Below are 11,477 nucleotides of genomic sequence, written 5' to 3' on the forward strand. Positions count from 1 at the left end.
CTCATTCCTCCTTCTTCTGTTGTCGCGCGCCAGAGGGCGAGTGGACCGGACCATCGTCGTGATGATCCACCAAGTCCGGCCGCCGTAGCCGTGTGTCCTGTTCGGACCGCGCGCGCCGCCAGCGGGCGATGCGTGCGTGATCCCCCGATCGCAACGCTTCGGGGATCGCCAGGCCTTCCCATTCGGGGGGCCTGGTATAGTGGGGATGTTCGAGGAGGCCGCGTTCGTGGCTTTCCTCATCCCCACTGGAAGCCGCGCCCATTACACCGGGCAACAGGCGCACGCAAGCATCCATCACCACCAGTGCCGCGACCTCACCGCCGGACAGGATATAATCGCCGATCGACACTTCCTCGATGGCGCGGCGCTGGAAGATGCGTTCGTCAAAACCTTCGAAGCGGCCGCAGAGCAGCACCACGCCGGGGCCGGTGGCGAGGCTGCGCACCCGGGCCTGGGTGAGCGGCCGGCCACGCGGAGTCATCGCCAGCAGCGGGCGTCCATCGGCAACATCATCGATGGCAGCAGCAATCACATCGGCGCGCAGCACCATGCCGGGGCCGCCGCCGGCTGGCGTGTCATCCACGGTGCGGTGGCGATCGGTGGCAAAATCGCGAATGTTGACGGCGTTGCAGGCCCAGGTGGCATTGGCCAGCGCGCGACCGGCGATGCTGTGACCGAGGTGGCCGGGGAACATGTCAGGGTAAAGGGTGAGGATGGTGGCGCGCCAGGTCATGGCTGCATCCAGTCTTCAGCGGCGAGGCCGGGGACGTCGGCGAAATCGGCAAGATTGGCAGTGACGACGGTCAGGCCCCGAGACAGGGCATGTGCCGCGATCAATCGATCATAACTGGAACGGCGGAAAGGCAGTGTGGCATAGACGCGGGCAGCGGCTTCATCAAAAGGTTCGACCGTGATGATGGCGAGCAGGGGTTGCAGTCCGGGCTGTTCGTCCGGGCGCAAACCGATGAGCATTTCACCCAGGCAAATGCTGGAGGTGACGACGCTGCCGAGTGGGCAATTGTTCAGCCGGGCCAGCGCATGTGGTGCATTGCCCTGCAGCAGATAGATGGCGATGTTGCTGTCCAGCAACCAGCGGGCAGGGGTCATTCGTTGCCGGACGATGCCAGCGCCGCCCGCTCCGCCGCTTCGCGCGCCAGGCGTTCGGATGGCCGCTCATCGAAGCTGCGATCGGTGATCGGCTTGAGGCCGGGCATGCTGCCATAGATGCCGTCCAGATTGATCATCGGCACATCGGTCGGGGCCGGCTCGATCACCCAGCGGCCGGCTTCCTCGCGCACTTCGACGACCGTGCCGGGCGGTGGCGCGAAGCTGGCGGGCAGGCGGACGGCGGCACTGTTGCCTGATTTGAAGATCTTGGTGCGGGCCACGACGGCGCTCCCCTGTGTATACGCCGCGTATATACTAGGCCAGCCAGGCGCGGTCAACGACCAGGCGGGTTCCGTCTTCGCGCACCACATCGGCGACGAAGGGCACCATGACCGTGCCGCCGGCGTCCAATGTGATGTCCAATATGTCGGACGCGCCGAAATTTTCGATGGCGCGCACCGTGCCGACCGCCATGCCGGTTTCATCCACCACCGTCATGCCGAGATAGTCGGCGACATAATATTCGCCATCAGCCAACGCCGGCAGCGCGGTGCGCGCCACCGACAGTTGCAGGCCACGCAAGCCTTCCGCGGCGTTGCGATCGACGATGCCTTCGAAGCGGGCAACCGCGGTGCCGGGCTTGTCGGGCCTTATGGCCTTCAAAACCAGCGCCCGCCCGCCCGCATCGAAGCGGACATGGCGGGCGAGGTTTTCAGCCGCGTCGGTGAACAGCTTCAGCCGCACCTCGCCGCGAATGCCATGGGCGCCGGCAACGGCGGCCAGCACGATCATGTCGGCCGCCATGCCAGGGCCGCCTTACTGGGCTGCTTCACCTTCGGCAGCAGCCTCTTCAGCCGGGGCTGCTTCGGCCGGCGCAGCAGCGGCTTCAGCAGCAGCGGCAGCCGCCGCTTCGGCGGCTTCAGCGGCTTCAGCAGCAGCCTGAGCGGCGGCTTCTTCGGCTTCGGCGATCTTCTGCGCGGCGAGTTCGGCACGTTCCTTGGCCTTGGCGCCGGGTTGCGCCTTGTTGGGGTTGCTGCGGACGGCGCGGGTGCGCAGGCCGGCGGCATCCAGGAAGCGGGCGACACGATCGGTCGGCTGCGCGCCAACGCTCAGCCAATAGGCAGCGCGGTCGGTGTCCAGGGTCACGCGGGCATCGCTATCCTTGGGCAGCAGCGGATTGTAGGTGCCGAGCTTTTCGAGGAACTTGCCATCACGCGGATTGCGGCTGTCGGTCACCACGATGCGATAGACGGGACGCTTCTTCATGCCACCGCGGGCCAGACGAATTGCCAGAGACATTCAGTTTTTCCTTCCAGTAAACTTGGGTTTAGAGAGAGTAACGTTCATTTCCTGCCGAACTTGTTGAAGCCGGGTGGCAGGCTTCCACCAAGGCCGGGGCGACCAAACATCCGGCCAACCGCCCCCAGATCGATGGCACCGCCCCCAGCATCGCCAGACGCGTCGCCGCCCGGGGCGCCATCCGCACCGGGCATGCCGCCCAGCCCGCCTGCACCCGCCAGCATCTTCATCATGCCCTTCATGCCGCCCATTTTCTTCAGGCGCTTCATGGCATTGGCCATTTCCTGGTGCATTTTCAGCACCTTGTTCACATCCTGCACTGTGGTGCCGGAACCGTTGGCGATGCGGATCTTGCGCTTGGCCGTGAGCAATTCCGGCTTGGCGCGCTCCTTGCGGGTCATCGACAGGATGATGGCTTCCATCCGGTCGAGCAGGCGTGGGTTGATCCCGCCGCTGTCCATGGCCTTCTTGGCGGCGCCCATGCCGGGCATCATCGCCGCCAGGCCCGACAGGCCGCCCATCTTCTTCATCTGGGCGAGCTGCTGGCGCAGATCGTCCATGTCGAACTGGCCCTTCGACAATTTCTCGGCCATTTTCTCGGCCTGTTCGGCTTCGAAATTGGCAGCGGCCTTTTCGACCAGGCCGACAATGTCGCCCATGCCCAGAATGCGCCCGGCCACGCGGCGGGCATCGAACAATTCCAGCGCATCGATCTTTTCGCCGACACCGGCAAAACGGATCGGCGCGCCGGTCACGTGCCGCATCGACAGCGCCGCACCGCCGCGGGCATCGCCGTCCATGCGGGTCAGGATCACGCCCGAAATCGCCACGCGCGCCTTGAACGCGGCTGCGACGTTCACCGCGTCCTGGCCGGTCAGGCTGTCCACCACCAGCAGGATCTCGTCCGGGGTGGTCGCGCCGGCAATGGCGGCCATTTCGGTCATCAAGGCTTCATCGACACCGAGGCGGCCGGCGGTATCGAGCACCACCACATCAAAGCCTTGCAGGCGCGCGGCTTGGCGGGCGCGCTCGGCAATCTGCACCGGAGTCTGGCCCGCGATGATCGGCAGGGTGGCGATATTGTTCTGCTCGCCCAGCACCCGCAATTGTTCCTGCGCCGCCGGGCGGGCGACGTCCAGGCTGGCCAGCAGCACCTTCTTGCGTTCGCGCGTGCCCAGCCACACGGCCAGCTTGGCGCTGCTGGTGGTCTTGCCCGATCCCTGCAGGCCGACCATCATGATCACCGCCGGCGGCGTCACCGCGATCTTCAGCGGCGCCGGTTCCTCGCTGCCGCCGAGCAGATCGACAAGGCAATCGTTGACGATCTTGACGACCTGCTGGCCGGGCGTCACCGATTTGATCACTTCGGCGCCGATGGCGCGCGCCGTGGCATCATCCACGAACTGCTTGACGACGGGCAGGGCGACGTCGGCCTCCAGCAAGGCCACGCGCACCTCGCGCATGGCGGCGCGCACGTCGATTTCGGTCAGCGCGCCGCGGCCACGCAACCGATCGAAAATACCGCCCAGCCGGTCGGAAAGACTGTCAAACAAAGGCCTCGGCCTCCAAATTCAATTTCACGTGCCTCCAAATGAAAACGCGCCGGCGGGCGAAAACTCGCTGGCCGGCGTGCATCCTCGGACGCATGACTTCCTTTCGGAACTCGATGGCCCCTTACGCGGCAGCCCATCCGGGGTCAAGTCCACCGGCCTTCGCCGCCGAAATGCGCCGCCTGGAGGGTCGTGCTTGTGTAATGCGCGCTGATCCTGCCGGCCCAACCACAGTGGTTGCGCAGCGGGCTTGGTTCAACCGGCAATGCCGTGATAGGCTCGATTCCGTGCCAATCCCATTGCCTGCCAGCCATGATGTCCGCGCGCCCAATCGCGTTTGGAAAGCTTGGCAAATCCGCCTGTTCGGGCCACCGCTGCCGCCGGAGTTGATGGCCGAATTCACGCGTTCAATCGCCAGCTATTTCGGTCCGTTTCTGATCGCCGGACTTGTGGCAGCGGCGCTGGCGCTTGCGATTGCGTTGTCCTTGGGCAGCCTGTTGGCATTGGCGTTCGCGACGATCGCCCTGGTTGGCGTCTTGTTCATCCTTATGGCCTGTTGGCAGGCCAAGGCGTCGTTGGACACCGCGGCTTTGCCCGCCGTGGAAGCGCGTTATGCGCTTGGCTGCGTCATGATATCGGCGGGTCTGGGCGGGATCGTGCTGGCCGTGCTGGCCGCGCATGCGCCGATGCTGGTGCAGACTCTCGTGGTGATGGTCGCGCTGGCGGCGTTGGGCGTCGCCAACGGCACCGGGGCGGGCCGCCCGCAGGTGGCAGCGGCCCAAGCGCTGTGCACCAGCCTGCCGATGGCGATTGCCATCATCGTGCAATGGGAATGGCCGTGGGGGCTGGCGGCGGGTGTCGGTACACTGGTCTATGGCATCATCTGCATCAGCATTGCGCGCCGCAGCTATGCCACCCAGACCGAATTGCTGAAAGCGCGTGAGCGCAGCCGCGCTGAACGCGCCCGCATGGATGCGGCGGTGGCCCACCTCAACCAGGCTGTTGCAATTCTGGATGAATTGCTGCGGGTGTTCGTGATCAATCGCCGGGCGCTCGATATGCTGGGCGTTGCCGGTATCGATCCGGCGAATCCGCCGATCTTTTCGGAGCTGTTGACCAGCGCACCCAATCTGGCGCGCGCGTCGGGCGATCGCGCGGAGTTTCTGGCCCACGCGACCCTGCTGGTCGCCGCGCGCCAGCAATTCAATGGCGTGCTCCGGTTGAACGACGATCGGGTCATCGATCTGGAATGTGTGCCGATTCCCGGCGGTGGTTGGGTCAGCGTGCTGCGTGACAGCACTGGTGAACGCAACGCCATCGCCGAACTCAACCGCGAAGTGCGCCGATGCCCGCTTACCGGCCTGCCCAATCGCCGCGCCTTCATCGAAGAACTGAACCGGCGTCTGGGGCGCGGCGCACAATTTTCCTTGCTGGTGATCGATCTGGATCATTTCAAGCAGGTCAATGATCGCCATGGCCATGCCGTTGGCGACCGCATGATCACCCGCATCGGCTTCCGGCTGCGCACCGCCGATCCGGGCCTGTTCACGGCCCGGCTGGGCAGCGATGAATTTGCCATACTTGCGGATCTGACGGACGTAGCGGCTGCCGAGGCGCTGGGTTGGCGCCTGATCGAGACCGTGGATGCGCCGGCGCGATTTGGCGAGGACGAGGTGCAGGTGGGTGCCGCCGTCGGCCTGGCCATGGTGCCCGGCGATGGCGAACTGGCTGAAACATTGCTGCGGGCCGCCGATCTGGCCTTGCTGGCGGCCAAGGCACGCCCTGGCAACAACGTGCGCCGCTTCACGCCGGAATTGCAGCAGCAATCCACCAGCGCCTCCCGCAATGAAGCCAAGGTGCGCAAGACCCTGCGTGCCGGGGTGATTGATGTCGCCTATCAACCGATCGTCGATGTTGCCAGCGGCCGTGTCGTGGCGGTGGAGGCGCTGGCCCGCTGGCCGGACGATGGCAGCGAAGCGCTGGATCCGGCCTGCTTGGTGGCCATTGCCGAATCCCAAGGCCTGATCTCGCGCTTGCGCCAGCTGGTCCTGGATCAGGCGGCCGCCACGGTTGCTGCGCTGCCCGGCGAGATCGCCTTGTGGGTGAATATATCGGTGCTCGACCTTCGCAGCGACACCATGGTGGAAGACGTGATCGCTGCCTTGCAACAGGCGGGTCTGCCGGCATCCCGTCTGGCCATCGAGATCACCGAAACCGCGCTGATGACGGACGAAGCGGCTTGCCAAAGCACCCTGCAATGGCTGAGCGCACTTGGCGCAGGTGTGGCGATGGATGATTTTGGTGCCGGCTTCTCGACGCTGGATCGGCTGCGTCGGCTGCCGATCTGTGCGTTGAAAATTTCCGGTTCCTTGCTGGCCGGTGCCGCTGACGATGCGGTTGCGGCCAGCGTTTTCAGGGTGGCGGCCAGTCTTGGCCAGTCCCTGGGCCTGATCGTCGTTGCCGAAGGGGTGGAAAGCCCCGCCGATCTGGCGCTGGCATGCAGCGCCGGCGTCGGGCGCCTGCAAGGCTTTGCCCTGTCGCCGCCTGTATCGGCGGCGCATTTGCCGAACGCCATCCTCAATGCCGAAGCGGCGATGTGCGCGGCAGCGAGCCAGACCGCCGCCTGATCTTCGCGATCAATCCGCGCCGGCCAGCGCCGCAGCAAAATCGGCCGCCGCAAACGGCCGCAGATCGTCCATGCCTTCGCCAACGCCAATGGCGTGGATCGGCAAGCCATAGGCCTGCGCCGCCGCCACCAGCATGCCGCCGCGCGCCGAGCCATCAAGCTTGGTCATCACCAGCCCGGTCACGCCGGCCACCTGCCGGAACACCTCGATCTGCGACAGCGCATTCTGGCCGGTGGTGGCATCGAGCACCAGGATGACATCGTGCGGCGCATCCGGATCGATCTTGGCGATCACCCGCTTCAGCTTGGCGAGCTCGTCCATCAACCCGGCCTTGTTCTGCAGGCGCCCGGCGGTGTCGATGATCAGCACATCGATACCCTCGGCCTGGGCGCGCTTGACCGCTTCAAAGGCCAGGCTGGCTGCATCGCCGCCCTGTTCGCCGGAAACCAGCGGCACGCCGACCCGATCCGCCCAGATCTGCAACTGGGCGATGGCGGCGGCGCGGAACGTGTCCCCGGCGGCCAGCATCACCGTGTGGCCATCGGCCTTGAACAGCCGCGCCAGCTTGGCGATGGTCGTCGTCTTGCCGCTGCCATTGACGCCCACCACCAGCACGACATGCGGGCGATGTGTGATGGCCAGCGGCCGGGCGACGGGTGCCAGCACCTGCTCGACCTCTTCGGCCACCACCTGCCTGATGCCGGCTTCGTCGATGCCCTTGGCGAATTTCTGATCGCCAAGCCGGTTGCGGATGCGCGCCGCCACCGCCGGCCCCAGATCGGCAGCGATCAGCGCCTCCTCGATCTCGTCCAGGCGATCATCGTCCAGCGGCAGCGTGCCGGTGGCCAGCCCGGTGATATTGTCGGTCAGGCGCTTGGTGGATTTCGCCAGCCCCTGCGTCAGCCGCCCCAACCAGCTCATGCGTAACGCTCCAGATCAACGAGGCCGGTAAAGGCCACCACCGCCGGGCCGGAGAGCAGCAGATGGCCATCATTACGCCGTTCGACCTGCAGATCGCCGCCGGGCAGGGTGACACGCACGGTGCCGTCAACCAGCCCGCGCCGCTGCGCCGCCGCCACCGCCGCCACCGCGCCGGTGCCGCATGCCAATGTTGCGCCGGCACCGCGTTCCCACACGCGCAGAATCAGATGATCGCGGGACGCGATCTGCGCGATGCCGACATTCACCCGTTCCGGAAACACCGGATCATGTTCGATTTGCGGGCCAATGGTTTCCAGCGCCTCGGCCGCCGCATCGGCGACGAAAAACACCACATGCGGATTGCCGACCGACACCGCCACGGGATGTTCCAACTCCCCCCATGCAAGCGGCAGGGACGCAGTATCCATCGCATAGGCCAACGGCAGGTCTTCCCAGCCGAAACGTGGTGGCCCCATGTCCACCGCCGCGCCGCCGGCTACCGCATCGCTGGCCAGCAGGCCGCCGGCGGTTTCGATGCGCTGTTGCCCACCCAGCAACGCTGCGGCAGCCCGGCTGCCATTGCCGCACGCCGCGACTTCGCCGCCATCACTGTTCCAGAAACGCAGCCGGACATCGGCAATTGCACTGGGCTCGATCAGGATCAGCTGGTCAAATCCGATGCCGGTGTGGCGATTGGCCAGGCCGCGCACCTGGCCGGCCGTCAGGCTCACCGGAGCCTCGCGCGCATCCAGCACCAGGAAATCATTGCCGAGGCCGTGCATCTTGAAGAAAGGGCGATCCGCCATGCCGCGGGGTTAGCCGGTTAATCCACTCTCCGGCAAGTCATACTCGCCGCGAATGACGGTACGCGCTGTGCCGGTGAGGATGACATGGTCGCCCCTGTGCTGGCAAATCAGCCGGCCACCGCGCGCGCTGGCTTGTTCGGCGGTAAAGCGGTCGCGCCCGAAACGCGTGGCCCACAATGGCGCGATCACGGCATGCGCCGATCCGGTCACCGGATCTTCATCAACACCGGCCGTCGGTACGAACACCCGGCTCAGCACATCGGTGGCTTCGCCAGGCGCCGTGGCGATCAGCATCAGATCAATCCCCGGGGCCAGCGCGATCACGTGCGCGAAATCCGGCCGCAAGGCCCGCACTTCATCGGGCGAATCGAACACGGCCACCAGATAATCCGGCCCGCGTGCCCAGACCTCGCTGGGGCTGGCGCCCAGGGCGGTGGCCACCGCCTCGGCCTCCGCGCCGGTCAGGCGGCGCTCGACGGGCCGCGCCGGCAGTCGCACATCATAGGCCGCGCCCGCGCGCGCCACCGCCAGCACGCCCGATTGGCGGGTCTGAAACCGCACCTCGGCCAGATCGGGCAGGGCATCGAGCACGACATGGCCGCTCGCCAGCGTGGCGTGGCCGCACATCGCCACCTCCAGCACCGGCGTGAACCAGCGCAGATCGAACATGGCATCGCCGGTTTCGCCGGGCACCAGAAAGGCGGTTTCCGAAAGATTGTTGTCGGCGGCAATGCCCTGCAGCACGGGATCGGGCAGCCAGCGCGGCAACATCATCACCGCTGCCGGATTGCCGGTGAACGGCCCATCGGCAAAGGCATCGACCTGAACGAACGGCAGGCGCATCAGGGATAGACCAGGCCAAAGCGCCAGCCGTCAGCTTCACGCCAAAACACCTCGCGTTCGTGCCAGCGGCCATCACGCGCCTGCCAATATTCGATGCGTTCCGGCGTCACCCGCCAGCCGCTCCAGCGCGGTGGCCGCGGCACGTCGCCCGGATATTGCGCGGCGATGTCAGCAACGCGGGCTTCGAAGGTGGCGCGGTCGGGCAGGGGCTGGCTTTGCAGGCTGGCCCAGGCACCCAGTTGCGATTCGCGCGGGCGGGTGGCGAAATAGGCGTCGGCCTCCGCATCGGACACCAACGCCGCCTTGCCGCCGATGCGCACCTGGCGCTGCAAGCTTTTCCAGTGGAAATTCAGGTGGACATGGCGGTTGTCGGCAATCTCGCGGCCCTTCTGGCTGTCGAGATTGGTGTAGAAAACGAAACCGCGTTCATCCCAGGCCTTCAACAGCACGACCCGAAGCGACGGCGCGCCGTCGGGCGTGGCCGTCGCCAGCGCCATCGCATTGGGATCATTCGGCTCACTCGCCTGTGCCGCGGCGAACCAATCGGCAAAGCGGGTGAACGGGGCAGCGTGAGAAAGCAGCGTCATGCCGCGGCGTTACGCCGGCGCGTGGCCGCTGTCACTTGCCTTCACGCCGCACAGGCAATGCAACGTGTGGCCATGGGTTGGGCGACGAGCCGTGCCGGGGGGATCTCGGCACCGCAATTGTCGCACACGCCGTAATGGCCGGCCTCGATGCGGGCCAGCGCAGCCACAATCTGTTCGGCCTCGTGGATTTGCTGCACTTCACGGCCTTCGTTGGTGGCCAACGCCTCCAGATCGCCCACCTGGTCGGCAAATTTCGGCGAAAGCGGCTGGATTGTTGCGTCTTCCAGTCGGGCGATATCGGCCTGCACGTCGGCCAGGCGGGCGCGCAGCGTATCGGCAATGTCTTGATGTTTCATGCTTCTTCTCCCGTCACGTCGCCGTTCACCACCGCAGCGATCTGATCGAGCACGGCCAGCCGCTCCCGCTTCAGTTCATCGCTGTGGGCATCATCCATCGCCGGTGCCACCCCGGTTTCGCTGCGCCTGATCTCATCATCCAGCGCGGCATAGCGATCGGCCAGGCTGCGGAAATGCCGGTCGCTGTCCTTCAATGCGCGCAGCCGGTCCGCTGAATCCGGGAAAATGTCGTGCAGGTCTTGCGGCAGATGGCTCATGGCGTGGTTCCTGCTGTGTGGGGGTGGTGGCGATTGGTTGGCCCCATGTCGTCAATCTGTGGCCATCGGGGTTGCTTTGCTATCGTGGCGAATGCGTAGGCCACCGCCCGCAACCGACAGCGCAAACATTGCCTGGATGTAACGATCGAGCTATGGAATGGGTTCCCTCAGCCTGGATCTTCAGCATGCACGACGCCCGGATTTGCCTCTGGCTGCCCACCATTGCCGCCGCCGTTACCGCCATCATCGCCGCCCCCGCCGCCGCGCAACAGGGCCCGGCGCCCGGTGTGCCCACCACCTTGCAAGGCGCGCAGGCCGCGCGCCCGCCCCAGAGTCCGCTGGCTCCCAAGGCCTGGACTTTGGGCATCGGCATCGCGCCGGTGGTGGCGCCGGCCTGGCAGGGCAGCCGTGACACCGCACTGTCGATCTTTCCCGATCTGCGGCTGAATTATCGCGATGATGTCTTCCTCTCCATTCCCGATGGGCTGGGCTGGAACGCGGTCAACAATGATGGCTGGAAGCTGGGCCCGCTGGTGAAACTGCGTTTCGGCCGGCAGGAAAGCACCGGCGGCTCGCCCTTCCTGATCACCGGCGGCTCGACGGCGCTGCGCGGCATGGGCAATGTCGGCATCGCCGGCGAATTCGGCGGCTTTGCCCAGAAAAGCCTGGCCAAGGGCCGGCTGCGCCTGCGCGCCGAGCTGCGGCAGGGCGCCGGCGGCCATGATGGCCTGGTGGCGGACACCAACATCAGCTGGAACGGCCGCACTCCCACCGCCAGCCTGCTCTACAGCATCGGCCTGCGCGCCACCTGGGCCGACAGCGATTACAGCAATGTCTATTTCGGCGTGACCCCCACCCAGGCCCGCGCCGCCGGCCTGCCGGCGTTCCGCACCGGCAGCGGGCTGATCTCGGCCGGCATCAACGCCAACCTCACCAAGCCCCTGGGCCGCTTCGGCAAGAACGGCGCGCTCACCCTGTTCACCAGTTATGACCGGCTGGGCGATGCGGCGGCGGATTCGTCGCTGATCCGCCTGCGCGGGGACCGCAACCAGGTGGCGGTGGGGTTGGCATACGGGGTGCGGTTCGGCTGGAATTGAGCGGCTGCGGCAGTGACTGGCGTGGGT

At 66.2% G+C, this 11,477-nt stretch carries 14 protein-coding genes; 2 read left to right on the top strand and 12 right to left on the bottom strand.

What is annotated here, in order from left to right:
* Nucleotide 1 precedes the first annotated feature (1 nt).
* The 6 genes from trmD to ffh are packed head-to-tail and all read right to left on the bottom strand — an operon-like array spanning nt 2 to nt 3,959.
* A complete protein-coding gene (gene trmD / locus AC6UUM_RS09570; RefSeq protein ID WP_500802051.1) occupies nt 2-733 on the bottom strand; it encodes a tRNA (guanosine(37)-N1)-methyltransferase TrmD in 732 nt (243 codons plus the stop codon).
* A complete protein-coding gene (locus tag AC6UUM_RS09575) occupies nt 730-1,107 on the bottom strand; it encodes a type II toxin-antitoxin system VapC family toxin (protein WP_500802052.1) in 378 nt (125 codons plus the stop codon). The genes trmD and AC6UUM_RS09575 overlap by 4 nt, the downstream gene beginning before the upstream one ends.
* Nucleotides 1,104-1,388, bottom strand: a complete 285-nt coding sequence (locus tag AC6UUM_RS09580) for an antitoxin (RefSeq protein ID WP_500802053.1) — start codon at nt 1,386-1,388, stop codon at nt 1,104-1,106. Before AC6UUM_RS09580 ends, AC6UUM_RS09575 begins: the two co-directional genes overlap by 4 nt.
* Before the next feature lie 34 nt (nt 1,389-1,422).
* Nucleotides 1,423-1,911 carry a ribosome maturation factor RimM gene (gene rimM, locus AC6UUM_RS09585; RefSeq protein ID WP_500802054.1) on the bottom strand — a complete coding sequence of 163 codons (489 nt, stop codon included), beginning with the start codon at nt 1,909-1,911 and terminating at the stop codon, nt 1,423-1,425.
* Between the two features lie 12 nt (nt 1,912-1,923).
* Nucleotides 1,924-2,406, bottom strand: coding sequence for a 30S ribosomal protein S16 (gene rpsP / locus AC6UUM_RS09590; protein WP_500802055.1), 483 nt, complete (start codon nt 2,404-2,406; stop codon nt 1,924-1,926).
* Between the two features lie 44 nt (nt 2,407-2,450).
* Nucleotides 2,451-3,959, bottom strand: coding sequence for a signal recognition particle protein (ffh, locus tag AC6UUM_RS09595; RefSeq protein ID WP_500802056.1), 1,509 nt, complete (start codon nt 3,957-3,959; stop codon nt 2,451-2,453).
* 386 nt (nt 3,960-4,345) lie between these two features.
* On the opposite strand from ffh, the gene AC6UUM_RS09600 reads away from it, so the two are divergent.
* Nucleotides 4,346-6,583, top strand: coding sequence for a putative bifunctional diguanylate cyclase/phosphodiesterase (locus AC6UUM_RS09600; protein ID WP_500802057.1), 2,238 nt, complete (start codon nt 4,346-4,348; stop codon nt 6,581-6,583).
* Nucleotides 6,584-6,592: 9 nt separating this feature from the next.
* Here AC6UUM_RS09600 and ftsY read toward each other — a convergent pair whose 3' ends face one another.
* The 6 genes from ftsY to AC6UUM_RS09630 are packed head-to-tail and all read right to left on the bottom strand — an operon-like array spanning nt 6,593 to nt 10,353.
* Entirely contained in the window at nt 6,593-7,504 is a 912-nt protein-coding gene (ftsY, locus tag AC6UUM_RS09605; protein WP_500802058.1) for a signal recognition particle-docking protein FtsY, read from the bottom strand.
* Complete coding sequence (dapF, locus tag AC6UUM_RS09610; protein WP_500802059.1) at nt 7,501-8,310, bottom strand: diaminopimelate epimerase; 810 nt, start codon at nt 8,308-8,310, stop codon at nt 7,501-7,503. Before dapF ends, ftsY begins: the two co-directional genes overlap by 4 nt.
* 9 nt (nt 8,311-8,319) lie before the next feature.
* Nucleotides 8,320-9,153 carry a PhzF family phenazine biosynthesis protein gene (locus AC6UUM_RS09615; protein WP_500802060.1) on the bottom strand — a complete coding sequence of 278 codons (834 nt, stop codon included), beginning with the start codon at nt 9,151-9,153 and terminating at the stop codon, nt 8,320-8,322.
* Entirely contained in the window at nt 9,153-9,740 is a 588-nt protein-coding gene (pdxH, locus tag AC6UUM_RS09620; RefSeq protein ID WP_500802061.1) for a pyridoxamine 5'-phosphate oxidase, read from the bottom strand. The genes AC6UUM_RS09615 and pdxH overlap by 1 nt, the downstream gene beginning before the upstream one ends.
* A 41-nt stretch (nt 9,741-9,781) precedes the next feature.
* Nucleotides 9,782-10,096: a TraR/DksA family transcriptional regulator gene (locus AC6UUM_RS09625; protein ID WP_500802062.1), complete on the bottom strand. Its 315-nt coding sequence runs from the start codon at nt 10,094-10,096 to the stop codon at nt 9,782-9,784.
* A complete protein-coding gene (locus tag AC6UUM_RS09630) occupies nt 10,093-10,353 on the bottom strand; it encodes an HP1242/YdcH family protein (RefSeq protein ID WP_500802063.1) in 261 nt (86 codons plus the stop codon). Before AC6UUM_RS09630 ends, AC6UUM_RS09625 begins: the two co-directional genes overlap by 4 nt.
* A gap of 185 nt (nt 10,354-10,538) precedes the next feature.
* On the opposite strand from AC6UUM_RS09630, the gene AC6UUM_RS09635 reads away from it, so the two are divergent.
* Nucleotides 10,539-11,450, top strand: a complete 912-nt coding sequence (locus AC6UUM_RS09635; RefSeq protein WP_500802064.1) for a MipA/OmpV family protein — start codon at nt 10,539-10,541, stop codon at nt 11,448-11,450.
* Nucleotides 11,451-11,477: the final 27 nt, after the last annotated feature.

Source organism: Sandarakinorhabdus sp. (assembly GCF_987265915.1).